Origin of the sequence: Rhizobium sp. Leaf341 (assembly GCF_001424325.1) — a bacterium.
In the GTDB taxonomy this organism is placed as follows: Bacteria; Pseudomonadota; Alphaproteobacteria; order Rhizobiales; family Rhizobiaceae; genus Ferranicluibacter.
This window is the reverse complement of the sequence record NZ_LMPE01000002.1, coordinates 258896-281625: the sequence shown is the minus strand read 5'-3', so window position 1 is coordinate 281625 and position 22730 is coordinate 258896. Positions and strand designations below refer to the sequence as shown.

Below are 22730 nucleotides of genomic sequence, written 5' to 3'. Positions count from 1 at the left end.
AGACCGAGAGCGTATCGCCGTTCTCGGTTTGCTCTCAGCTGCCCTCGGCTTTTGCCAAGGACAGCACGAATGCCGCAAACCGCTCGCCAGCCTCGTCGAGCGGACCGCTGTTATCGATCGTGGTCAGATGCGGATCTCCCTCGATATCCGGCACCTGGCGGGCAAGTCGCTGGCGGATTTCGGCCTCGCTTTCCCGCGCGCGGGCGATCAGGCGTGCGGCGATGACCTCAGGCGACGCCACGATATTGACGACTGCCACACGCGGAAACGCATCTCGAAACGTCTCGAGCACCGCGCGACTGCCGTTGGCAACGAGTGTCCGTCCCGTTTGAAGCTTGGCATGACAGGCTGAGGGAATGCCATAGCGAAGGCCATGGGCCTCCCAGTGGACGGCAAAACCACCCTGTTCGACGCAGGCCTGAAACTCCTCCGGTGATACCGCCTCGTGATCTTCGCCGCCGGCATCTTGTGCGCGCGTGATCACACGACGGACCAGTTCGATATCGGCCGATCTCGCCTTTAGCCGGCTCATGGCGTAATCGATGACGCTGTCCTTGCCGGCGCCGCTTGGGCCGACGACGACGATCATGGCGCCAGCGCCGCCTGTCGGATGATCCGGCGTCATGCGACACGTCGACCGTTGCGCCAGACCGAACGGACGATCGGTACGCCATGGGGGCGTTCGACGCGGACGAGGTCCGCACGGCGGCCGATCGCGATACGCCCCCGATCTTTAAGGCCGACCGTGCGGGCCGGATTGTCGCTGACGAGCGCAATGGCCTTTTCCAGCCCGAAGCCCTCGATCGCATCGGCGAGCAGGAACGGAGCGTGAATGAGGCTGAAGGGCACATAGTCCGACGAGAGGACATCAAGAACGCCCCGCTCCGCCAGGTCGCGCGCAGCGATATTGCCGGAATGCGAGCCGCCGCGAACGACGTTCGGCGCGCCCATGAGAACGCTCAGCCCGGCCTCATGCGACAGGTCGGCCGCCTCCAGGCTGGTCGGGAACTCCGCCAGCTTGACGCCAAGGTCGATCGATTCGCCGACATGGGCGGCGGTCGCGTCGTCGTGGCTGGCGATCGGAATGCCCCGAGCTGCGCAGAGCTCTGCCAAGGCGATACGATGGCGGGCAGAATTGCGCTCCGACAGCGCCAGCTGCTTCTCGACGTAGATCGCGAAGGCTTCGTCCGAGAGGCCACGTTTGGTCTTGTAGTAGAAGATGTACTGATCCATCGTCTGGAACTGCCGCTGACCCGGCGCATGGTCCATCAACGAAACGAGGCCGACCTTCGGATCGTCACGGAATGCATCGAACTGGTCGAGCACGTTGTCGGTCGAAACCTCGCAGCGCAAATGGATGCGGTGGTCGGCGCGCAACCGGTTGTCTCGCTCAGCCTCGGCCAAGGCATCGGCCATGGCCCGCATTTCGCCGGTCGCAAAGCCATCGTCCCCCTCGGCCGATCCCATCCGCAAACAATCGAAAACGGTGGTGATACCGGAGGTGACGATCTGTGCATCATGTGCCTGGATCGCCGCCATCTTCATCCAGCGCAGGCCCGGGCGCGGGGAGTAGTGTGTTTCCAGGTGGTCGGTATGCAGTTCGACGAGACCGGGAATCAGGTAATCCCCTTCGAAGTCCTCGCCCGTCTGAACCGCACCGTCGGAGATGTCGGCGATCTGCCCGTCCCTCACGACGACGGACCCCTTCACGATCTGGTCCGGCAGGACGATGCTGGCATTTGTGAAGACCTGCTCGACGGCCATCATTTCTCTCCTTCGGTCGCGGCATCGCCCAGCGGCATCAGCGAATGGACGGTAAAGGGGCTGCCGCGCTTCGGCTCGACGAAAAGCGCAAGCGCGCTGACCGGTAGCGGTTTTCCGAGAAAGCCGGCAAAGGCCTCTTCCAGCGCGACGCGCATGGCGGGGCGCCGATCCTCAGGAACCTTGCCGGTCAGGGTCATGTGAAAGCGGAATTCTTCGAAGACATAGGGATAGCCCCAGGTTTCCAGGTTTTGTCGCTCGGCCGGCGGCAGCGAAGCCGGCTTGCGGCGCTCCATGTCCTCGGGAGACAAGGCAGCTCGGAAGGGCTCGAACCGCCGCACGGTCTCGGCGGCGAAGCTCGAAAGTGCGTCCGAAGCGGCACCGGGGACGAGTGCAAAGAAGGGACCGAGTTCGCCCAAGCTCAGAGACGGTATTTCGAAGGGTTCGCTCTCGGCGCAGAATTCGTCCAGGGCGGCCAGCAGTTCGGCCTCCGTACGGCCGGGGGCCAGCTCGAAAGGTGCCTTCAGCGTGGCATGAAAGCCGTAGCGCCGGGGTTCCGCGGTCAGCGCGCCGAGCTCTTCCGTGGTGAAACCGGAAACGTCCGGCGTTGGTACGCGACCGTCGAGAAAGGCATCGCGCGAAAGCCATGCTGCTGCGGCCAGGGTCAGAGCGTCGTCTTTTGGGGGCGTGAAATAAAGGGCGTAGCGCATTGCATCCTCGTCATGTCGCCAACGGTCTCTGCGGATCCCGGTAAAGCCGTGGCCGTCTTTCTGTTCCACATCATCCGACCATGGTGGAAAGTGAGTCGGAGCGGATATGGACCCGTGCCGTCGTTGCGGCACGCGTGTCATCCTGATGTGACGACGTCATGACATCCAACAATGTTCCCGCGCTTCCGCTGTGCGCCATCTCCCGCCAGCACATGCTCGGAGACTTGCGGACCGACCGTTCCTCCATGCCGTAACGGCCTGCCGATCGGAGAGGCCAAGCACGCCTGACAGGCATGGCACCGATCGGTATCGTTGCCCGGTCGAGGAAGTGGCGAAGGTGGCTGTCATTCGGTTTTGAGATCACCCAGACCGTCGATCGCGGCCAAAACGACCGCTTCGAGCGGGCGGTCGATATCGACGGTGACCACAAGGTCTTCGCCCGTCGGTGGTTCGAGCGTCGCCAACTGGCTTTCCAAGAGCGTCGTCGGCATGAAATGCCCCGTGCGGTGGCCCATGCGGGACTCCAAAACGGCTCTGGTGCCCGTGAGATATACGAAAGCAAGCCGTCCACCAGCGGCTTGGCGCAGGTGATCGCGATATGTCCTCTTCAAAGCGGAGCAGGACACCACAACCGCATGGCCGCCATCCGAGCCCTCGTGCAGGGCCTTGCCCACGGCATCGAGCCACGGCCAACGATCTTCGTCGGTCAGCGGCGTACCGGCGGACATTTTGGCAATGTTTTCTGCCGGATGCAGCGCATCTCCCTCGATGAAATCCGTCGCGAAAGCCTCGGCAATGGCCGCGCCGACGGAGCTCTTTCCGCAACCGCTCACCCCCATGACCACCACAGGCACGGACAGATGAGACGCCGTCACGTCATCGAGAGAGTGATGGGAGGCCGAGGCCCCCCGGGTTTCGGGTCTGCTGTCTTCTTGCACTGTTCAGGCCATCTTTGCGTAGGTTGCGGCCATTTCGGCCAGTCGCTTGATGCGGATCGACGGTGCCTTGCCGGCAGTGCGGAAGGCTTCGAAACGCTCCAGGCAAACATCGGTCATCAGAGCCGTTGCTGGTTTCAGGTATCCGCGCGGATCGAAATTCTCGGGCTTCTCCTGGAAGGATTTTCGAATCGTGCCCGTCATTGCAAGACGCAGGTCCGTGTCGATGTTGACCTTGCGGACACCGAAGGGAATGCCGCGCTGAATTTCCGACAACGGCACGCCCCACGTCTGCGTCATCTCTCCGCCATAGGCGGTGAAAAGGTCCTGCAGATCCTGCGGCACTGTAGAGGAGCCGTGCATCACGAGGTGTGTGTTCGGAAGGGCCCGGTGGATCTTTTCGATCGTCTCGATCGACAGGATGTCGCCATCCGGCGCGCGTGTGAACTTGTAGGCTCCATGGCTGGTGCCGATCGCAACCGCGAGTGCATCGACCCCCGTCTTGGCCACGAAATCAAGGGCCTGGTCCGGGTCCGTCAGCAGCTCTTCGCGCGTCAGCTTGCCCTCGAAGCCGTGTCCATCCTCTTTTTCGCCCGCGCCCGATTCCAGGTTGCCGAGGCAGCCGAGCTCGCCTTCGACGGATACGCCGGCCGCATGGGCAATCCTCACGACGTCCGCGGTCACCCCGACGTTGTATTCATAGCTGGCCACCGTCTTGCCGTCGGCGAGCAGCGAGCCGTCCATCATGACGGAGGTAAAGCCGTTGGTGATGGCCGAGATGCACGTCGACGGCTGGTCGCCGTGATCGAGATGGAGGCAGATCGGAATATGCGGATATTCCTCGGCGGCGCCGAGGATCAGGTGCCGCAGAAAGCCATCACCGGCATAGGCGCGGGCGCCGCGGCTTGCCTGAAGGATAACGGGACTATCCGTCTTGTCGGCCGCGCGCATGACGGCCTGCACATATTCCAGATTGTTGACGTTGAAGGCCGGCACCGCATAGTCGTTTTCGGCCGCATGATCCAGCAATTGCCGAAGGCTGATCAGTCCCATTCCGCTCTCCCTAGTGTACCGGCCGCTCTCTCCGCCGCCGTGATTTCTCCAGGTGGCGCCCCGTCGCGGCGCCAACCTGTACGGTCGCTGCCGCACACCCCTGTTGCTCGACAGCATAAGGATCAAGACCGCTTTGGCAACGCTGAACGATCAATCCGGCCGCTGTTCGTCGCGAGAACGGCCTTTCTTGATCTTCTGCTCCCGGAAGAGGATGAAGAGACCCGAGGCAACGATCAGTGCCGCGCCGATGATGACGGAAAGGCGCGGGACATCGCCGAAGAAGATCCAGCCGAAGACGACGGCCCAGAAAAGAAGTGTGTATTGAAGCGGCACGACCGTCGCGGCGTCCGCGAGCTTCAGGGACCGGCTGACAAGCACGTGCGCGCTCATGGCGACCACGCCGAGAAGGGCGGGGAGCAGAATGGTTTCGGGATCGAGCGCTTTCCAGCTGCCGGGAACAACAGCAATGCCGATCAGGGAAAAGACGAAGGAGCCGACGAACTGCCAGACGACGAGGGTCATATCCGGAGTGGTGCGCAAGGTGCGGCCGAGGATGATGGCAATGGCAAAGCACGCGCTGCCGAAGAATGCGACGAGAGCCGGGAGAGACAGGCTTTCGCGCGAGGGCTCAAGCGCAACGAGCACGCCGGCAAAGCCGATCAGGATCGCCGTCCAACGTCGCCATCCGACCTTTTCCCCAAGGAGAAACGGTGACAGCGCTGCAACATAGATGGGGACGGCAAGCCAGTAGATCATCGCGTCGGCAAGCGGCATGAACCTGACGGCAAAGTAGAATGCCGTCGCATCGATAGCAAAGAGCAGCGATCGCAGGGCCTGAAGCCCGGGACGCTCGACGCGGATCACGTTCGACAAGCCGCGGCTGAGAACAAGGGGCAGCAGCACGAGGAGCGCGGCGACACTGCGGATCGCCATCAACTGCAAGACCGGATAGGTCTCGACAAGCCATTTCCCCATCGTGTCGTTGAGCGAAAACAGAAGCATGCCGAGAAGCATGAAAGCAATCCCGAGGCCGACTGGTCTTGGCCGGGCGACAGGCGGGTCTAGAGGCACGGTGGACGACATGGCGGCTTGCTCGGCGTGATCGAGGGAGGGGGGGACGGGATGCGCGTCACGGCAGGGGGGTAAGGCGCGGAGTGCTCGCGCGTGATCAGACGCTGTTTGCGGTCCTCTCTGTTGCCATAAAGTGTTGGCGCGAACCAATGCGGCTTTGCCATGGTTTCATGACAAAAGGAAATGAGTTTACCCGTCGCGCGTGTCCTGACTTGACGTCGAGGACGAGATGGCTAGATAGTTCAGCAATTCCGCGCATACGATATCGACACTCGTGCGGAATGAACTTGGTGCCGGGCCCCTCTGGCGAGAGTTTTAACGGCGCTCTCGCGATGTCGGTACCGCCAGCATACTCAGCCGGCGGATGTAGAAATTCCCATGACAAAGAACGTCTTTACGACGATGCGTGCCCGTGCGGGTACGGCATCGCCTCTTGCCCATGCCCATTCCGCTTGTGGACCTCTTTCGGTCTGCTCCGGAGCGGACATCGCTTCGACAGGGAGGGTTGGTTCATGAACGCCTCCTCCCAGACCTCAACCCTCAGCTATTTCACCTGGGCTTTCATCGTGACCGGCATCGGTCTCGCGCTGGGTGCCTGGCTCGGCTGGAACGAGACCGGCACGATCGGCGGCATGGCCACCGTCTTCTTCATTTGCACGGTCCTTGCTGTGCTGGAAATCTCGCTGTCCTTCGACAATGCCATCGTCAATGCCAACAAGCTCGAGGACATGACGCCGGTCTGGCAACAACGGTTCCTGACCTGGGGCATCCTGATTGCCGTCTTCGGCATGCGGATCGTCTTTCCGCTCCTGATCGTCGTCATCGCGGCCGGGATCGGCCCGATCGATGCCGTCATCCTCGCTGCCGCCCGACCGGACGAGTATGCCCGCATCATGAACGACGCCCACTTGCCGATCGCGGCCTTCGGCGGCACCTTCCTGATGATGGTCGGCCTCTCCTATTTCTTCGACCATGACAAGAAGATCCACTGGATCTCCTTCATCGAAAAACGTCTTTCAGCAGCGGCCAGCATCAAGGGCGTCGAGATCGCCTTTGTCCTGATCCTGATCCTCGCCTTTTCCGCACTGATCCCCGACGATGCGGCAACACCGGATGTCGAAAGCACCACGTTCGTCTTCTCCGCCATCTACGGTCTCGTCACCTTCCTGGTCGTCGAAGTCATCGGTGGTCTGCTCGATGCCTCGCAAAAGACGATGAGCGAAGCTGCAAAGGGTGGTCTTGGCGCGTTCATCTACCTGGAAGTGCTCGATGCCAGCTTCTCCTTCGATGGCGTCATTGGCGCTTTTGCGCTGACGCAGAACCTGTTCGTCATCGCCATCGGTCTCGGCATCGGCGCCATGTATGTGCGCTCTATGACGATCATGCTGGTGGAAAAGGGAACGCTCGCGGAATATCGCTACCTGGAACACGGTGCGTTCTACGCGATCCTTATTCTTTCGGTGATCATGTATGTGCAGACGCTTGTGCATATCCCCGAAGTGATCACCGGTCTTGGCGGCGCGACGCTCATCGGTATCGCGCTCTGGTCGTCCATCCGGTATAATCGCAGACATCAACCCGTTGGCGCGGACGCCGTGGCCCAGCATTGAACGCCTGGTGGGGTGGCAGCAACCGCTGTCACTCCCGGCTGCCGTGACCTGGTGATTTCCATGAAATGGCAGGTCTCGGCCGGTCACATGGGGGCCGACGTTACCGGATCTCAAAAAGCAAAGCCCGCCGGTCCGTCATGGACCTGCGGGCTTTTTGCGGCCCGGGATAGGGATCCCAGGCAAAACGTCTGATGCCACGTTCCCTCGACCTCACTGTCGAGAGCTATCAGCCGCGGCGATAGGGTGCCGGAAAGCTGGCCGGGTCGATGCCGAGCGTATTGAGATCACGGGCCTGCGGGCGACGGCCACCTTCGATGGCTGCGGCAGCGGCGGATGCGGCGCCGATAACGGCAAAGGCTCGGCCAAAAATGTTACGCTTCGTGGTCACTGTCTTTATCTCCTGTTCTCATCTTCACTGAACACAAGATGGGCTCTCGACGCCGCATTGACAACGTACAAGTGCTCATTGCAGCCATGCGCGGCAAGCAAGACGGATGTCCTAACAGAGTGTTACTTTGGACGACGCTTCAGAAGCACGGATGTTTACATGCTTTAATTCCGTCGTTAAATCGATTATATTCAGGATTGTACGCTCAACAAAAAATGGCCGGATGCCTCACAGAAGCATCCGGCCATCGATCCCAGGACTTTCGATCTGATCAGTCTTCGCTGGCTGCGAGTTGCGACAGCACCTGTCCGCGTCCCCGCGCGCGCAGGATCAAGGGGACAATCAGTGCGAGCGCGGCGATGGTCAGCAGCACCGCGGCGATCGGCGAGGTAAACAACACGCTCGGATCGCCTTGACTGATGGCCAGGGCGCGCCGCAGTTGCTGCTCGGCAAGCGGACCGAGAATGAGACCGACGACGACAGGTGCGATGGGATAGCCGAGGATGCGCATGATGTAGCCGAGAAGGCCGAACGCAAGCAGCATGCCGAGCTCGAAGACCGATGGATTGGCGCCGATGGTGCCGAGCGTCGCGAACAGCAGAATGCCTGCATAGAGCCAGGGTTTGGGGATCGTCAGCAGCTTGACCCAAAGTCCGACCAGCGGAAGATTGAGCACCAGCAGCATGAAATTGGCGATCAAAAGGGACGCGATAAGGCCCCAGACGAGCTGCGGATTGGTTGCAAACAGCAGCGGACCCGGCTGCAGACCGTATTGCTGAAAGCCGGCGAGCATGATCGCCGCGGTTGCCGTCGTCGGCAGGCCGAGCGTGAGAAGCGGCACGAGTGTGCCGGCAGCCGACGCGTTGTTGGCCGCCTCCGGACCGGCGACGCCTTCAATCGCCCCTTCGCCGAATTCCTCGGGATACTTCGTCAGTCGCTTTTCGGTGGCATAGGAAAGGAAAGTGCCGATTTCGGCACCGCCGGCGGGCATCGCACCGATCGGAAAGCCGATGAGCGTGCCGCGCAGCCAAGGCTTCCAGGAACGGGCCCAATCCTGCTTGGTCATCCAGACCGAGCCCTTGACCGCCTCGACCTTGTCGGGCCCCGTCGCGCCCTGTGCTGCGATGTAGAGCGTTTCACCGATCGCGAACATGGCGACGGCCAGCGTCGTCACCTCGATGCCGTCCAGCAGGTCGGGAACACCAAAGCTCATACGCGCCTGGCCTGTCAGCTGGTCAATGCCGACGATGGCAAGCGCAAAGCCAATGAAGAGCGAGGTAAGCCCGCGCAGCGTCGAGTCGCCAAATGCCGAGGAGACGGTCACGAAGGCGAGGACCATGAGTGCGAAATATTCGCGCGGGCCGAACACGAGCGCCACCTTGACCACGAAGGGCGCGATGAAGGCGAGACCGATGGTGGCGATGAGGCCGGCCACGAACGAGCCAATGGCAGCGGTGGCAAGAGCCGGGCCGCCTCGGCCCTTTCGGGCCATCTTGTTGCCTTCCAGCGCGGTGACGATGGACGCACTTTCACCGGGCGTGTTCAGAAGGATCGACGTGGTCGAGCCGCCATACATGCCGCCGTAGTAGATGCCTGCGAACATGATCAGCGACCCCGCGGGATCGAGCCGATAGGTCACGGGCAGCAGGAGCGCCACTGTCAGCGCCGGACCGATGCCGGGCAGAACGCCGACAGCGGTGCCCAGCGTCACCCCGACGAGCGCGTAAAGTAGGTTCATCGGCTGCATGGCAATCGCGATGCCCTGGAGCAGGAATTCGAATGTCGACATGACGCTCTCTTAAAAGAAGAGGTGTTCGAGCGGCCCTGCCGGCAGCGACAGCTGCAGGAGACCGGCGAAGATAAGCCAGACGGCGAGACAGAGAAGGATGCCGACGGGAATGGTGATCCACAGCTTGCGACGACCGAAGCCCGCCGCCGTGAACGCGAAGAGGAGGCCCGTGGCAACGGAGAAGCCGACCGTGCGCAGGAAGAGCATCTGGAGAACGAGACCGGCGACGATCCAGGCAACCGGCGGGATCTCCTGGCGCTCACGCGCCGGGAACTCGTTGCGAAATGCCGCAACGGCTGTCCAGATCGCAAGGCCGAGAAGACACCATGCGATGACGAAGGGGACGGTGGCAGGGCCGATCTTGGAATAGTTGGCCATGGCCGAAAGGCGCGAGCTATCCCAGAAGATCAGGCCGGCCAAGGCTCCCAGGAAGACGGCAACGGCAAGCGCCGCCCTGTCGGGGCGGCGCGAGGTTGCGCTTGGTGTGCGCGAGACGTCGCTCATTGAACGAGACCAATTTCTTTAAGGATCGTTTCCGTTGCAGAAACGTCCTTGGCGAGCTGTTCCTTGAAGGCGTCTCCTGAGAGATACGTGTCCTGCCAGCCCTTGGTCTTCAGCGTTTCCTGCCAGGAGGCGGACTTTACCATCTTTTCGATATCGGCTGTGACAGCGGCCTTCTGTTCGGCGGAAAGACCGGGAGCCGCGGCAACCATGCGCCAGTTCTGCACGACCACGTCAAGGCCGCCTTCCTTCAAGGTCGGAGCCTCGACGCCTGCAATCTTTTCGGCGCTGGAGACAGCGAGGAGGCGCAGCGTGCCGGACTTGACCTGCGACTCGAACTCGCCGTAGCCGGAGATACCGGCTGTGACCTGGTTGCCGAGGATGGCAGCCAGAGCTTCGCCGCCGCCCGAGAAGGCGATGTAGTTGATCTTGGTCGGATCGACGCCGGCTGCCTTGGCAATGAGACCCACCGCGATATGGTCGGTGCCGCCGGCCGAGCCGCCGGCCCAGGATACCGAACCCGGATCCTTCTTCAACGCGTCTACGAGGTCGCCCATGGTCTTCAGCGGCGATTCGGCTGGCACAACGATCGCTTCATATTCTCCGGTCAAACGGGCGATCGGCTCGACCTCGTTCAGCGAAACAGGCGATTTGTTCGTCAGGATCGCGCCGACCATCACATAGCCGCCAACCAGCAGTGCATTGGGGTTGCCAGCCGACTGGCTGGCGAACTGGGCGAGACCGATGGTGCCGCCGGCGCCCGGTACGTTCTGGACCTGAACGTTGCCGGCAATCTTTTCCTGCTGCAGAGCCGTCTGCATGGAGCGCGCCGTCTGGTCCCAGCCGCCGCCCGGATTGGCAGGAGCAATGATGGTGTAGTCGGCCGCGGCCGCCGGAAGCGCCATGGCACCGGCGATCAGGGATGCAATGAGAAACTGTTTCAAGGTGACGTCCTCCGTCAGCGCGTATACGCGCTTTGTTTCGATTGTTGACGCGAGGAGCTTTGACGACAGGCGCGCAGCCAAGATCGATACGATCTTCGCTCGGGCTGTTTTGGTGAGACACTCCTCCGCACCGCTTCGTCACCGCCTCCACGCTGACGAACATCAGTAAGCCACCATAGTAAGCTGACATCAACCTGACATTCATGCATCCAGCGCATGACGCACGATCGATCGCACCCGTTGCAGGGTAGCAAGCAGCGAACTATCCGCGATCCCGAGAGATCCCTACGGGAGGTCGAGAACATCCTTCCAGCGGGTGATCAGGCGGGCGCGTTTCACCTGGTCGAGGTAGACCATCAGACCGGGGCTGACGGGAACGGGCCTCAACTGCGCGCCGAGAATATCCTGAAGCGTGCTGGCCGTGTTGTTGCCGGCCACATCCGGATTGACAGCGGCGATATGTAGCTCGCGCGCCATGATCGACTGACCCTCGGCGGACATGAAAAAGGCGAGATAGCGGCGTCCAAGCTCGGGTGCCGCTGCGGCTTCCGGCACAAGACCGATCCGTGAAATCACGACCGTGTAGTCGGTCGGCAGGATGATGCCGAGATCGGGATGATGTTCGGCCCAATCGGCTGCATACGATCCGACAATGTTGTAGCCGAGCAGGAAGCGGCCGTCGGCCACCCGCTCCAGAATGTCGGAGCTCGTCGCGTAAAGCTTGACCCCGGCCTCACCCATCGCGCGGATCACCGACCAGATGTCGCTGAACTGCTCCTGGTCGCGGGCCATGAACAGGAAGCCGACGCCTGAGCGCGCGATGTCATAGGTGCCGATACGGCCATAGGCCGAACGTCCTGCTTCCTGCAGGAAGCGCACGAACTCAGCTCGCGTGGAGGGCGGTTTGCGTCCGACAAAGCTTGGCTTGTGATAGACGAACACGGCCGGCTCGAAGGTCAGGGCATAAGCCGTGTCGCGCCAGTTCGCCCAAGAGGGCCAGGAGCGCGACAGAGGCAGATGGCTCGGCCGGGCGTAGCCGTCATTGGTCAGCTTGACCTGCAGATCCATCGCCGACGAGAACGCAAAATCCGCCGTCTTCTGCCCGGCATCCGTTTCCCGGACGATCCGGTCATAGATCTCGCCGGTCAGCATGTTTTCATGACGAACGGCAATGTCGGGATTGGCAGCCTGGAATCCCCGTATCAGCGGTTGCGCCAGGGGATCGTCGAGCGACGAGTAGACATCGAGCACGGGAGCATCCGCCCGGCCGGACCGGGCGGGGAAGAAATCAGGCGCAGCAGTCGCCTCGATCGCACCTGCGAGAAGCAAAAGGATGGCTGCGACGAGACTGGACATAGGCGGACTTTGCGCCAGCGATCGCCGCCACACAAGTGCTGGAACAGCCTGACGCGCTGCCACATCGATCATCGGACGCAATATCGATTTGCCTCTGCCCGGACTTATCCTAGGATCGGCCAGGGTGAGGAGCTGCCGCGTTGTGAGAATTCTTCTGGTTGAGGACAACAAGGTGTTGTCGGAGGGACTTGCCGCCATTTTGCGGGGCAGCGGCTATGCCGTCGACGTGGTGCGCGACGGAGCCTCGGCAGACGCGGCCGCGGCGACGGAGCGGTTCGACCTCGTGATCCTCGATCTGACCTTGCCGGAGATGGACGGGCTCGACGTGCTGCGCTCCATGCGGGCGCGGCAGAACCGGTCGGCCGTGTTGATCCTGACGGCGCGCGGGAGCGCGGAGGAGAAAGTGCGAGGCCTCGATCTGGGGGCTGACGACTACATGATCAAACCGTTTGACATCGGCGAGTTCGAAGCGCGCGTGCGCGTCCTTTTGCGGCGCCAGGCCGGCCTTCGCTCCTCGATGGTCAGCTTCGGCTCCGTTTCGCTCGATCTCACGTCGCGGACGTTCTCTTCCGATGGCGTCCCCATCGATATCCCGTTGCGCGAAACCGGGCTTCTGGAAATCCTGTTCATGCGCGCCGGCAAAGTGGTGGCAAAGGATGCCATCATGCAGTCCCTCACGGCGTTTGACGATGATCTCAGCCCCAATGCCATCGAGCAATATGTCAGCCGCCTGCGCAAGCGGCTGTCATCCTACGGACTGACCGTTCGCACAGCGCGCGGCATCGGATACTATCTCGACAAGGCGAAAGCGCCGGCTGACACCGGACCGGAGACGCGATGAGCGGCGTGCGTGCGGCACATTCGCTTCGCAGACGGCTGCTTGCCTGGCTGCTGGCGGCCACCGCGGTCATCGGCGTCGTCGCGCTCGGGGACACGTATCGGGAAGCCGTGAAGACGGCAAACAGCGTGTCGGACCGCGTCTTGGCGGGGTCCGCGCTCGCGATCGCCGATCGCGTCGTTGTGGGCGAGGACGGCACGCTTGAGGTGGACATGCCCTATGTCGCCCTGGAAATGCTCACCTCGGCAGCACAGGACAGGGTCTTCTATCGCGTCGATGGGCCGCCCGGCCATTTCATCACGGGCTATCGTACCCTGCCCGGCATTGCCGAAATGCAGGGACGGCAGGCTGTCTATCTCGATTCCGACTACCGCGGCGAGCCGATCCGGATTGCTGCGCTCGAGCGGTCCGCCTCGACCGGGATCAACTCCCTGCCGTTTGTCGTGACGGTGGCGGAAACCACGGTGGCGCGCCAGCAGCTCGCCCGCGCGCTCCTGTTTCGCTCGGCATTGCGGCTGTTTCTGCTGATCTTTGGTGCAGCGGCCATTGTCTGGATCGCCGTCACGCTCTCGCTTCGTCCGCTTTACCGGCTAGGGGATGCGATCGCAGAGCGCAGTCCCGACGATCTTCGGCCGATCCGGCAGTCCGTGCCGCAGGAAGTGGAGGGGCTGGTCGAGACGGTCAATTCCTTCATGGTGCGGCTGCAATCGGCGCTGGATGCCATGCGGCATTTCTCGGGCAATGCGGGTCATCAGTTGCGCACGCCGCTGGCCGTCGTGCGCACCCAGCTTGCACTTGCGGCCCGCTCCGAAAAGCCGGAGGACATCAAGGGCTTCATCGCGCGTGGTGATGAAGCGGTCGGTCACGCGGAGCGCATCCTCGCGCAATTGCTGCTGCTTGCAAAGATCGACGCGACGGGATCGGGATCCTCGACGGCGCTCTTGCCGATGGACTTGACCGCGTTGGCACGGGAGGTCACGGCAGAATACGTGCCCCGTGCGGCGGATGCCGGCATTGATCTCGGTTTCGCGGGCGAGGGGGCGTTGTCGATCGCGGCAGAACCGCTGCTCATCGGCGAGCTCCTGCGCAATCTCGTGGAAAACGCACTTGCCTACGCTGGACAGGGTGCCGAGGTAACGGTGCGGGTCGATCACGCGCCGGGCATCGTTCTGCTCGATGTCGAGGACAACGGTCCCGGCATTCCGCCGGAAAGACTGGCGGGCGTGCGCCAGCGCTTTGCCCGGGGCGAGAGCGAGGCTCCGGGTCTCGGCCTGGGATTGCCGATCATCGAGGAGATTGCTGTTCGTTTCGAGGGCAGCCTCTCGCTCGGTCCAGCGGTTCCGGATGAGGGGACGTCCGGTCGCGGCCTCCGGGCGAGGGTGGCGTTTCCCGCGGTCGCCCGCGGCGACTGAAGCCGCGTTTGCAGAGGCGGTCATTCCAGGACGTGGTGGTCTGATCAGCGGATTTCATTGGTCATGTCGGGGCAATCGCGGCAAGGTCCTGAGCCAACTCCTAAAGCTGCCGATGCTGTCTGACGCGCGCGGGAGACATGCCTTGATCCGGGAGCTTTTCATGCGTGTCACATCCGACCTTACCCGTCACCTTCGGGATCCGCAGATCCTTGCCGGTGCGGAGGTGACAGGGGCGGCGTTCGAGGTGCGAAATCCCTCGTCCGGCGTTCTCCTGGCAACCCTGCCGGATATGGGGGTGCCCGAGACACGGGCAGCGATCGAGCGGGCAGGATCTGTGCAGCCGATGTGGGCTGGACTTCCGGCCAAGGATCGCAGCCAGTTTCTCCGGCGCTGGCATGATCTCGTTCTCGTGCATATCGACGACCTCGCCGCGATCCTGACCGCGGAGATGGGCAAGCCGCTTGCCGAAGCGCGATCGGAGGTGCAGCACGCCGCAGCCTATATCGAGTGGTATGCGGAAGAAGCCAAGCGCGTCTATGGCGAGACGTTTCCGGCCCCGTCCACCGATAGGCGGATGTTCGTCATCAAACAGCCGGTCGGCATCGTTGGCACGATCACGCCGTGGAATTTTCCGGCCTCCATGGTTGCGCGGAAGGTTGCGCCAGCGCTGGCCGTCGGCTGCCCGGTGATCCTGAAGCCGGCGGAGCAGACGCCGCTTGTCGCTGTCGCGCTTCATCGGCTTGCGCTTGATGCCGGTTTCCCCGAGGGCGTTTTCCAGCTTATTCTTGCAAGCGAAGGTCAGGCGGTTGGCTATGAACTGTGCACGCATCCGAAAGTGCGCAAGATCAGCTTTACCGGTTCGACCGAGGTCGGACGACTGCTGATGCGGCAATGCGCAGATCAGATCAAGAAGCTCAGCCTGGAACTCGGCGGAAGCGCACCCTTCATCGTCTTTGACGATGCAGACATCGATGCAGCGGTAGACGGCGCCCTGCAGGCGAAGTTTCGCAATGCCGGGCAGACCTGCACCTCCGCCAACCGGATCTATGTCCAGTCGAGCGTCTATGACGTCTTTGCGGAAAAACTCGCAGCGCATGTTGCCGATCTCAAGGTCGGAGATGGTTTCGAGCCTTCCGTCTCGGTTGGCCCGCTGATCGACGAGGCGGCCCTGCGCAAGGTGGCGTATCATGTGGAGGATGCGACACTGCGCGGCGCGCAGGTGCTGTGCGGCGGCGGTCGCGTGGGGGAAACCGGCACTTTCTTCGCACCGACGGTGCTCACCGATGTCGATCACGGCATGCTTGTGGCCTTCGATGAAACCTTCGGTCCTGTTGCGCCTGTCATCCGGTTCGAGACGGTCGAGGATGTGATCCATCAGGCAAACGACACGATCTATGGCCTCGCCGCCTATTTCTATGCCACTGAGCTGCGCAAGGTCTGGCACGTGGCTGAGGCTCTCGAATACGGCATGATCGGGATCAACACCGGCCGCATGTCGTCCGAGGCGGCACCTTTCGGTGGGTTGAAGCAGTCGGGGATCGGCCGCGAAGGGTCGCGTCACGGCATGGAGGACTATCTCGACATGAAATATCTCTGCATGGGCAATATTTGACCGGCATCGATCGCGCAGGCCGATATCTGCCGAGGGAGAACGAACATGGCGTATCTGGATAGAGACCGGGCAGCACGGCTTATGGCGGAGGCGGGTCTTGATGCGCTTCTTTTGCTGACGCCGGAAAGCTTTACCTATGCGACAGGCGCCAGTCCGGGGGTGGGCGCGATGTGGCGACGAGCGGGCGCCGTCGCGGCGCTCGTGCCTGCAGATCCTTCTCTCGCCATCGGAGCCGTGGTCAGCGATCTCCATGCGGAAAGCTTCCGCGCATCGAGCGACGTGACGGATCTTCGCATCCATCCGCTCTGGGTCGAAACCGCGGATCTCCGCCCCTACGATCTGACCCAACCCGTGCCCGAACTCGTGGCTGCGGCTTGGGCCGGCGCCGGCCGAAAGGCGGGCTTCGCGCGGCCCGAGACCTTTGATGCGTCCCACGGCTTTCGGCTTGCCGGTGACCTCCTGGCCTCGCGGACGTTGTCCGCAGCGCGGGTCGGTATCGAGCTCGACAGTCTTTCGGTGTCGGATTTCGCCCTGCTGACGGACGTCCTGCCCGGCTGCCGGCTGATCGATGGCAGCGATGTGCTTCGACGGTTGAAGATGGTGAAGTCCGTGCAGGAGATCGATCACCTGCGGACGGCCGTCAGATTGTCGGAGGTCGGCATCGAAGCTCTGGCGGAAGCGATCGCGCCCGGGCAGACGCGTGACGCGCTGGCGGCCGTGTGGACGTCGGCCGTCCAGACGGCGGCGCGCGCAGAGAATATCCGCCATCTCACCGGACATTGGGAGTACGTTTCCGTTGGGGATAATCCTTGGTCGCGCGGCGGTGTGGTGGAGGCAGGCTCCTTGATCAAGGTCGATGTCGGTTGCCTGGTTCAGGGTTACACATCGGACACGGGCCGGACCTTTGTCTGCGGTGAACCGAACGCCGTGCAGAGCAGGCTTTTCAGCGCGCTGTCGCATGCGTTCGAGGCCGGTCTTGCGCAGATCCGGCCGGGCAATGAGATGCGAAGGGTTCATGAGGCCGCGACGGCGGCGATGACGGAAGCCGGGTTTCCCGGCTATTCACGAGGCCATTTCGGCCATGGTCTCGGCGCCGGGCTCGGTAGCGAGGAATGGCCGTTCTTCTCTGCGACCAGCAGGGTCGTGCTGGAGCCGGGTATGGTCGTTGCCTTCGAGACGCCTTGGTATGTGGATGGCGTCGGTGGGATGATCATCGAGAACCAGCTGCTGATTACCCCGGATGGTCACGAGACCATGAACCGCCTGCCCACGGGTCTGGTTGCGATCCGATAACCTCTTCCGCACCGTGCAGCCGCTCATCCATAGTCGGCTTTACAGGTGGTCGCTCAGGCGCTTGATGGCGTGCAGATCTTCGCGGAACCGATCGATTTCCTCGCGCTTGCGCCCCTCGTCGGGAATGCGAAGGAGGTAGGACGGATGAACGGTGGTGTAGAGGGCGCGGCCGTCATCGAGATCGACCTTGCGGCTCCGATAGTCCCCGAGTTTCTCGGCATGGTTCATGACGGAGGTCAGCGCCGTTGCGCCCATGGCGACCACCAGCTTTGGCCGGATCAACTCAAGTTCCAGCTTGAGCCACCAGCGGCAGGCCCGGATTTCGCCCATGTTGGGCTTCTGGTGGATTCGCCGCTTGCCGCGCGGCTCGTACTTGAAATGCTTCACAGCGTTGGTGACGTAAGCCTGTTTGCGATCGAGATCGACCTCACCTGCGATGGTGTTGAACATCTTCCCGGCAGGTCCGACAAAGGGTTTTCCTGCAAGGTCCTCCTGATCGCCCGGCTGTTCGCCGACGAACATGAGCTTCGCGTCGTCAGGACCTTCGCCGAACACGGTTTGCGTCGCCTTGCAGTATAAGGGGCAGCGGGTGCAATCGCGGGCCTCGGCGCGTGCGGCGTCGAGGGTTCCGGGAAGAGCGGTGCTTTCCTCGGTCTTCGGCATGGCGGCTTCCCGTACTCTGGTGTGAAAGGCCGGTGGGTCTTTCATGGCCTGTTTCGCCATTTCGCGCACCCGTTCCTCCGCGCCGGCGATCAGGCCGGGAATGAGGTCTGCTTCCGGAAGGTTCTTCCAGTACTTCTTCGGCATTTCCGACTGCATGGCCTTCACCTTCAGCCGGGCCGGATTGAAGATGTTGCTGTAGTAGGTGCGCCACAGTGTGTCCGCATCATCGGTCAGCTTGGGGTCGTCCGCCGGCTCGGACGTCACGGTCAGTGTCGTTCCATCCCAGACAGCGGATCCTTTCGGCGTGGCGATGATCCAGTCCATATCCGTGAAACGCCGCTGGAAGAAAGGCGCAACGCGAGCAACGATGAAATGATCCGGCTCGAACCAGGCAAAAAATCGCCTGCGGCCGATCGCAATGCTGCCGGTTTCCAGGGAGACGGGATGGACGATGACGTCCATGATATCCGTCGTCGATGTGCCGGCACCGATCTCCTTGAAGCGGACGAAAGCCTTCATCTTGTGGCTATCGCGCCGAACGGACTTTTCCATCGCCTGCAAACGCACGACATCGGCGTCGGAAACGATGTCCAGCAGATTGCGCTCTGACTGCAGACGCCAGAGCGTGCGATAGAGAAGACCAAAGCGGCCGGGATCAGAATGGCAGATCACCGTTTCGGCAAGCGTCATGAAGGCGCGGGGAACGGTGATCTGCACCGGTGATGCCGATCGGGCGCCCTCCCGTTCTTCGTCAAGGTTCGCGGGCACCGGCGTGACCTCGGCAAACAGGTCTGCGGCGACACCCTGCCTTTCGCGCCAGTCCACGGCGGTCGGCAACGTTCCCGCCATCAGGAGACGGCGTGCAGCATCCCGCCATTCACCAAAGTCGCCTTTGCCATCGAGCATGACGGCTTGCCTCTCGATGAGCGGCGGCATCAGAGCAGGACCAGTTGTTCCGGTTTGGGCTCGAACATCGTGCGCAGATCTGGACGATCGATGAGCCGGGATGGCGTCCAGCCTTCTGCAACGATAAAGGCTTGGACCTTCTTCAGCGACACCTTGAGGCGTGCAAGATCTTCCAATCGCAAGGTGCGATGCCGGCGTGCGGACAGGATGGCGCGAACGATCTTGGTACCGAAGCCGGGAACGCGGAGCAGCATCTCGCGATCCGCCTTGTTGATGTCGACGGGAAAACGCTGCCGGTTGGCCAGAGCCCAGGCAAGCTTTGGATCGAGATCGAGATCCAGCATGCCGTCGGGCTGGTCGCGCGTGATCTCTTCGATGCCGAAGCCGTAGAAGCGGTAGAGCCAGTCGGCCTGGTAGAGCCGGTGCTCGCGCATCAGAGGTGGCTTGACAAGGGGCAGGTTGCGCGAGGCATCGGGGATCGGGCTGAAGGCGGAGTAGTAGACGCGACGCAGTCCATAGCTGCCGTAAAGCCGGGCGCTGGTCCCCAGGATGACGCTGTCGTTCGCCTGGTCGGCCCCGACAATCATCTGCGTGCTCTGGCCGGCGGGAGCGAAGCGCCGGGTCCGCTTGGTCTGCAGCGTGGGATCACGCATCTCCTCGATCTTCAGGCGAAGATCGCCCATCGATTTGCGGATGCCGTCCGGTCGTTTCTCCGGCGCATAGCGCGTGAGGCCCGCATCGGTCGGCAGTTCGATGTTGATCGACAGACGGTCGGCATAGAGCCCGGCCTCCTCGATCAGCGCGGGCGACGCTTCCGGGATCGACTTCAGATGAATGTATCCGCGGAAGTTATGAGTCACGCGGAGCTCGCGAGCGATGCGCACCATTTCCTCCATCGTATGATCCGACGAGCGGATGATGCCGGACGAGAGAAACAGGCCTTCGATGTAATTTCGCCGATAGAATTCGAGCGTCAGCCAGATCACTTCCTCAACCGAAAAACGCGCCCGCTCGACATTGCTGGACGAACGGTTGATGCAGTAGGCGCAGTCGTAGATGCAAAAATTCGTCATCAGGATCTTGAGCAGCGAAATGCATCGCCCATCTGGCGCATAGGCGTGACAGATGCCGGATCCCTCGGTGGAGCCGAGGCCGCCGCTTGCCGACGAATTGCGTTTCGTCGTGCCGCTGGAGGCGCAGGATGCATCGTATTTGGCGGCATCCGAGAGGATGGCCAAACGCTCTTTCAGCGATTTTTTCATAGTGTTCTACATATGTTCTTTTGGTGCAAACGTCAATGTTACGTGCGTTGACGCTTTCATTTTCGGAACGATCGGCGGCGCGCTTCGTTAACAGGTCGAACCCGTCGTGACATTCGCATGCGGGGTCACCGGCCAACGCGCCGTGACCGGACGCAACGTGACAAACAACAAGGAGCAGGCTCATGCCTTCCATCAAGGACTCTAAAATTCTCATTCTCGCCACCGATGGTTATGAACGGTCGGAACTGCGTGTTCCCTATGACGGCTTGAAAAAGCAGGGTGCAACCGTGAAGATCGCCTCGATTGGCAAGACCAGCATCAAGAGCTGGGACGAAAAGGATTGGGGCGACAGCATGGATGTCGATCTCGAAGCCAAGGATGTGAACATCGCAGATTTCGACGCATTGGTTCTGCCGGGCGGCCAGATCAACCCGGACAAGCTGCGCGTCGAAGACGAAGCCTTGCGGATCGTGCGTGAGTTCGTCTCCTCCGGTAAGGTCGTCGCTGCCATCTGTCATGCGCCGTGGCTTCTGGTCGAGGCCGGGGCCGTCAAGGGCCGCAAGGTTACCTCGTACGCGTCGATCAAGACCGATGTGGTCAACGCCGGTGGCTTGTGGTCAGACGAGGCCGTGGTGACCGACAAGGGCATTATCACCTCCCGGAATCCCGGCGATCTCGATGCCTTCGTGGCAAAGATCGTCGAGGAAGTCGAAGAAGGTCTTCATGACCGCAAGGCAGCCTAAAGTCTGTCCCTGAACGATCTGACCGGCTCCATTTCAGAATGGGGCCGGTTTTTTTATGCCTGGTTGTCTGCTGACCCGGAGCGGGATGGCTCTGCGATTATCCTATGCCGAACTGAGGCCATCCGACGCTGAACGGAGGCGGTAGCGGGAGCATCTCCGGTGCACGACGCTTGCGAAGCCGAAACGAGACAGGCAAAAGGGTGCATGATGTCTTTGTCCGACCGCCACCCCCATCGCCTGCGCCGCTCCGTGCTCTGTGTTCCGGCCGACAATGATCGTGCGCTTGCAAAGGTGGCAAGCCTCTCGCCCGATGCGGTTATCTACGATCTGGAAGATGCCGTGCTTCCGGAGCACAAGTTGGAGGCCCGCCAAGCGCTGGTGCGCCATCTTGGGCAGTCAACGCAGACCATGCCGGGCGTCGAACAGATCGTCCGGATCAACAGTCTGGCCTCGGGTTTCGGCGAAGCGGATCTTCAAGCTCTTTCCGTCTGCCGGTTTGATGCGGTTCTTGTGCCCAAGGTGGAGGGGCCACGGGATATTCTCGACATTGCCGAAAGCTGGGACGAGGGTGATGCGCCCGATGATCTGCGGCTTTGGGCAATGATCGAGACGCCAAGGGGCGTTCTCAATGTGGCGGCGATCGCGGAAACAGGGCGCACGCGCGGCGGGCGGCTCGATTGCTTGATCCCCGGCCTCAACGATCTGCGCAAGGAGACGGGCGTCGCGGCTCTTTCCGGACGCATCTATCTCGTACCCTGGCTCATGCAGATCCTTCTCGCGGCGCGGGGAAGCGGGCTCGATGCTCTCGACGCCGTCTTCAACGATATTGCCGATGCGGAAGGCTTTGCCCGGGAGTGTGCGGCAGGTCGTGATATGGGGTTTGACGGCAAGATGCTGATCCATCCGCAGCAGATCGCGCCGGCGAACACCGCTTTCGGACCTTCCGCTGCCGAAGAGGCGGAAGCCCGAGAGATCGTCATGGCCTTCGATCATCCGGACAATGCCGGCAGATCGGTCATCGTGCACAAGGGCAAAATGGTCGAACCACTGCATCTCGACCAAGCGCTTGCCTGCCTTGCCAAGGTCGAGGCCATCAAACGAAGAGGGAAACCCACATGAAACTCTACCGCTTTCTCACGGGTCCAGACGATGCGAGCTTCTGCCACAAGGTGACGGCCGCTCTCAACAAGGGCTGGGATCTGCACGGCTCACCGACGTACACCTTCAACGCAGACGCGCAGATCATGCAGTGTGGCCAGGCAGTGGTGAAAGATGTCGACGGCAAGGATTACGTGCCCGACATGAAGCTGTCCGAGCAATAGGCAGACGCACGATTTACATGGCATGCGGCGGGTTCATTACCCGCCGACATGCTCCACGCTTGCCTCGATCCGCTCCATATCGTCGTCAGACAAACCGAAATGATGGCCGATCTCATGGATGAGGACATGGGTGATGATATCGCCCAGCGTCTCGTCGTTTTCGGCCCAGTAGTCGAGGATCGGCCGGCGATACAGCGTGATCCGGTTCGGCATCGTACCGGTTTCCATGGTGAAACGCTCGCCGATACCGCGCCCCTCAAACAGCCCCAGCAGATCGAAGGGCGTTTCCAGCGCCATGTCTTCGAAGACATCGTCATCCGGAAAGTCTTCGATCTCGATGATGAGATCAGTGGCCAGCAGCCGGAATTCCTCCGGCAGGTGCCCATAGGCTTCCAGCGTCAGGGACTCGAACGTGCTGATGGTCGGCGCATGGCGCTCACGCCAATCGTCGCTTTGGTCAATCCGGGCCATGGATACTCCTTGTCCGTTTATATAGCCATTTCCTCGGTCATTTCGAGAAGCAATTCATACCGTCAGGCGATTGTGCAGAATCTGCGGAAT

22 protein-coding genes are annotated in these 22730 nt (G+C 61.9%); 8 read left to right on the top strand and 14 right to left on the bottom strand.

Translation table 11 applies throughout. From position 1 onward, the window contains the following. Positions 1-34: 34 nt before the first annotated feature. The 6 genes from phnN to ASG03_RS01230 all read right to left on the bottom strand — a co-directional run bounded on the left by phnN (position 35) and on the right by ASG03_RS01230 (position 5542). Complete coding sequence (phnN, locus tag ASG03_RS01255; RefSeq protein WP_062477465.1) at positions 35-625, bottom strand: phosphonate metabolism protein/1,5-bisphosphokinase (PRPP-forming) PhnN; 591 nt, start codon at positions 623-625, stop codon at positions 35-37. Beyond that, on the bottom strand, positions 622-1764 hold the full coding sequence (locus ASG03_RS01250; protein WP_062477467.1) for an alpha-D-ribose 1-methylphosphonate 5-triphosphate diphosphatase: 1143 nt from the start codon (positions 1762-1764) through the stop codon (positions 622-624). The genes phnN and ASG03_RS01250 overlap by 4 nt, the downstream gene beginning before the upstream one ends. Then, positions 1764-2471, bottom strand: a complete 708-nt coding sequence (locus ASG03_RS01245; RefSeq protein WP_062691612.1) for a DUF1045 domain-containing protein — start codon at positions 2469-2471, stop codon at positions 1764-1766. The genes ASG03_RS01250 and ASG03_RS01245 overlap by 1 nt, the downstream gene beginning before the upstream one ends. A gap of 344 nt (positions 2472-2815) precedes the next feature. Then, positions 2816-3310, bottom strand: coding sequence for a gluconokinase (locus ASG03_RS01240; RefSeq protein WP_062477473.1), 495 nt, complete (start codon positions 3308-3310; stop codon positions 2816-2818). 102 nt (positions 3311-3412) lie between these two features. Then, on the bottom strand, positions 3413-4459 hold the full coding sequence (gene fba, locus ASG03_RS01235) for a class II fructose-bisphosphate aldolase (RefSeq protein WP_062477476.1): 1047 nt from the start codon (positions 4457-4459) through the stop codon (positions 3413-3415). Positions 4460-4609: 150 nt separating this feature from the next. Further along, a complete protein-coding gene (locus ASG03_RS01230; RefSeq protein WP_062691610.1) occupies positions 4610-5542 on the bottom strand; it encodes a DMT family transporter in 933 nt (310 codons plus the stop codon). 500 nt (positions 5543-6042) lie between these two features. Between ASG03_RS01230 and ASG03_RS01225 the strand changes: the two genes are divergently transcribed. Continuing rightward, entirely contained in the window at positions 6043-7140 is a 1098-nt protein-coding gene (locus ASG03_RS01225) for a DUF475 domain-containing protein (protein WP_062691609.1), read from the top strand. A gap of 226 nt (positions 7141-7366) precedes the next feature. Here ASG03_RS01225 and ASG03_RS21640 read toward each other — a convergent pair whose 3' ends face one another. The 5 genes from ASG03_RS21640 to ASG03_RS01205 form a co-directional block, all read right to left on the bottom strand. Further along, complete coding sequence (locus ASG03_RS21640) at positions 7367-7528, bottom strand: hypothetical protein (protein WP_162241351.1); 162 nt, start codon at positions 7526-7528, stop codon at positions 7367-7369. A gap of 271 nt (positions 7529-7799) precedes the next feature. Continuing rightward, the gene (locus ASG03_RS01220; protein WP_062477485.1) at positions 7800-9317 is read right to left on the bottom strand and encodes a tripartite tricarboxylate transporter permease; all 1518 of its coding nucleotides are present in this window, start codon (positions 9315-9317) and stop codon (positions 7800-7802) included. Positions 9318-9326: 9 nt separating this feature from the next. Further along, positions 9327-9821, bottom strand: a complete 495-nt coding sequence (locus tag ASG03_RS01215; RefSeq protein WP_062477488.1) for a tripartite tricarboxylate transporter TctB family protein — start codon at positions 9819-9821, stop codon at positions 9327-9329. After that, the gene (locus ASG03_RS01210) at positions 9818-10762 is read right to left on the bottom strand and encodes a Bug family tripartite tricarboxylate transporter substrate binding protein (protein WP_062478042.1); all 945 of its coding nucleotides are present in this window, start codon (positions 10760-10762) and stop codon (positions 9818-9820) included. The genes ASG03_RS01215 and ASG03_RS01210 overlap by 4 nt, the downstream gene beginning before the upstream one ends. A 285-nt stretch (positions 10763-11047) precedes the next feature. Next, positions 11048-12118, bottom strand: a complete 1071-nt coding sequence (locus ASG03_RS01205; RefSeq protein ID WP_082475480.1) for an ABC transporter substrate-binding protein — start codon at positions 12116-12118, stop codon at positions 11048-11050. Positions 12119-12260: 142 nt separating this feature from the next. Between ASG03_RS01205 and ASG03_RS01200 the strand changes: the two genes are divergently transcribed. The 4 genes from ASG03_RS01200 to ASG03_RS01185 all read left to right on the top strand — a co-directional run bounded on the left by ASG03_RS01200 (position 12261) and on the right by ASG03_RS01185 (position 17273). Beyond that, on the top strand, positions 12261-12959 hold the full coding sequence (locus ASG03_RS01200) for a response regulator (protein ID WP_062691607.1): 699 nt from the start codon (positions 12261-12263) through the stop codon (positions 12957-12959). Between the two features lie 5 nt (positions 12960-12964). Beyond that, positions 12965-14368 carry a sensor histidine kinase gene (locus tag ASG03_RS01195; protein WP_062691789.1) on the top strand — a complete coding sequence of 468 codons (1404 nt, stop codon included), beginning with the start codon at positions 12965-12967 and terminating at the stop codon, positions 14366-14368. Positions 14369-14528: 160 nt separating this feature from the next. Beyond that, positions 14529-15980 (top strand): NAD-dependent succinate-semialdehyde dehydrogenase, encoded by a 1452-nt coding sequence (locus ASG03_RS01190; protein ID WP_062691786.1) that lies wholly within the window; start codon positions 14529-14531, stop codon positions 15978-15980. A gap of 45 nt (positions 15981-16025) precedes the next feature. Continuing rightward, positions 16026-17273 (top strand): M24 family metallopeptidase, encoded by a 1248-nt coding sequence (locus ASG03_RS01185; protein ID WP_062691605.1) that lies wholly within the window; start codon positions 16026-16028, stop codon positions 17271-17273. A gap of 39 nt (positions 17274-17312) precedes the next feature. On the opposite strand, the gene ASG03_RS01180 is transcribed toward ASG03_RS01185, so the two are convergent. Further along, positions 17313-18842 (bottom strand): UdgX family uracil-DNA binding protein, encoded by a 1530-nt coding sequence (locus ASG03_RS01180; RefSeq protein WP_244475123.1) that lies wholly within the window; start codon positions 18840-18842, stop codon positions 17313-17315. Between the two features lie 29 nt (positions 18843-18871). Continuing rightward, positions 18872-20104 carry a putative DNA modification/repair radical SAM protein gene (locus tag ASG03_RS01175; RefSeq protein ID WP_062477498.1) on the bottom strand — a complete coding sequence of 411 codons (1233 nt, stop codon included), beginning with the start codon at positions 20102-20104 and terminating at the stop codon, positions 18872-18874. Positions 20105-20286: 182 nt separating this feature from the next. Here ASG03_RS01175 and ASG03_RS01170 point away from each other — a divergent pair, with 182 nt between their 5' ends. The 3 genes from ASG03_RS01170 to ASG03_RS01160 all read left to right on the top strand — a co-directional run bounded on the left by ASG03_RS01170 (position 20287) and on the right by ASG03_RS01160 (position 22169). After that, positions 20287-20847 (top strand): type 1 glutamine amidotransferase domain-containing protein, encoded by a 561-nt coding sequence (locus tag ASG03_RS01170; RefSeq protein ID WP_062691601.1) that lies wholly within the window; start codon positions 20287-20289, stop codon positions 20845-20847. A gap of 207 nt (positions 20848-21054) precedes the next feature. Next, complete coding sequence (locus ASG03_RS01165; protein WP_062691784.1) at positions 21055-21966, top strand: HpcH/HpaI aldolase/citrate lyase family protein; 912 nt, start codon at positions 21055-21057, stop codon at positions 21964-21966. Continuing rightward, a complete protein-coding gene (locus ASG03_RS01160) occupies positions 21963-22169 on the top strand; it encodes a DUF1737 domain-containing protein (protein WP_062477504.1) in 207 nt (68 codons plus the stop codon). The genes ASG03_RS01165 and ASG03_RS01160 overlap by 4 nt, the downstream gene beginning before the upstream one ends. A gap of 36 nt (positions 22170-22205) precedes the next feature. Here ASG03_RS01160 and ASG03_RS01155 read toward each other — a convergent pair whose 3' ends face one another. Beyond that, a complete protein-coding gene (locus ASG03_RS01155) occupies positions 22206-22640 on the bottom strand; it encodes a metallopeptidase family protein (protein WP_062477507.1) in 435 nt (144 codons plus the stop codon). Positions 22641-22730 lie beyond the last annotated feature (90 nt).

What these genes read in the sequence shown, in the direction of transcription:
- phnN (WP_062477465.1), bottom strand. Translation starts at nt 625, where the DNA reads ATGACGCCGGATCATCCGACAGGCGGCGCTGGCGCCATGATCGTCGTC.
- ASG03_RS01250 (WP_062477467.1), bottom strand. Translation starts at nt 1,764, where the DNA reads ATGGCCGTCGAGCAGGTCTTCACAAATGCCAGCATCGTCCTGCCGGAC.
- ASG03_RS01245 (WP_062691612.1), bottom strand. Translation starts at nt 2,471, where the DNA reads ATGCGCTACGCCCTTTATTTCACGCCCCCAAAAGACGACGCTCTGACC.
- ASG03_RS01240 (WP_062477473.1), bottom strand. Translation starts at nt 3,310, where the DNA reads ATGGGGGTGAGCGGTTGCGGAAAGAGCTCCGTCGGCGCGGCCATTGCC.
- fba (WP_062477476.1), bottom strand. Translation starts at nt 4,459, where the DNA reads ATGGGACTGATCAGCCTTCGGCAATTGCTGGATCATGCGGCCGAAAAC.
- ASG03_RS01230 (WP_062691610.1), bottom strand. Translation starts at nt 5,542, where the DNA reads ATGTCGTCCACCGTGCCTCTAGACCCGCCTGTCGCCCGGCCAAGACCA.
- ASG03_RS01225 (WP_062691609.1), top strand. Translation starts at nt 6,043, where the DNA reads ATGAACGCCTCCTCCCAGACCTCAACCCTCAGCTATTTCACCTGGGCT.
- ASG03_RS01220 (WP_062477485.1), bottom strand. Translation starts at nt 9,317, where the DNA reads ATGTCGACATTCGAATTCCTGCTCCAGGGCATCGCGATTGCCATGCAG.
- ASG03_RS01215 (WP_062477488.1), bottom strand. Translation starts at nt 9,821, where the DNA reads ATGAGCGACGTCTCGCGCACACCAAGCGCAACCTCGCGCCGCCCCGAC.
- ASG03_RS01205 (WP_082475480.1), bottom strand. Translation starts at nt 12,118, where the DNA reads ATGTCCAGTCTCGTCGCAGCCATCCTTTTGCTTCTCGCAGGTGCGATC.
- ASG03_RS01190 (WP_062691786.1), top strand. Translation starts at nt 14,529, where the DNA reads ATGCGTGTCACATCCGACCTTACCCGTCACCTTCGGGATCCGCAGATC.
- ASG03_RS01185 (WP_062691605.1), top strand. Translation starts at nt 16,026, where the DNA reads ATGGCGTATCTGGATAGAGACCGGGCAGCACGGCTTATGGCGGAGGCG.
- ASG03_RS01180 (WP_244475123.1), bottom strand. Translation starts at nt 18,842, where the DNA reads ATGCTCGATGGCAAAGGCGACTTTGGTGAATGGCGGGATGCTGCACGC.
- ASG03_RS01175 (WP_062477498.1), bottom strand. Translation starts at nt 20,104, where the DNA reads ATGAAAAAATCGCTGAAAGAGCGTTTGGCCATCCTCTCGGATGCCGCC.
- ASG03_RS01170 (WP_062691601.1), top strand. Translation starts at nt 20,287, where the DNA reads ATGCCTTCCATCAAGGACTCTAAAATTCTCATTCTCGCCACCGATGGT.
- ASG03_RS01165 (WP_062691784.1), top strand. Translation starts at nt 21,055, where the DNA reads ATGTCTTTGTCCGACCGCCACCCCCATCGCCTGCGCCGCTCCGTGCTC.
- ASG03_RS01160 (WP_062477504.1), top strand. Translation starts at nt 21,963, where the DNA reads ATGAAACTCTACCGCTTTCTCACGGGTCCAGACGATGCGAGCTTCTGC.
- ASG03_RS01155 (WP_062477507.1), bottom strand. Translation starts at nt 22,640, where the DNA reads ATGGCCCGGATTGACCAAAGCGACGATTGGCGTGAGCGCCATGCGCCG.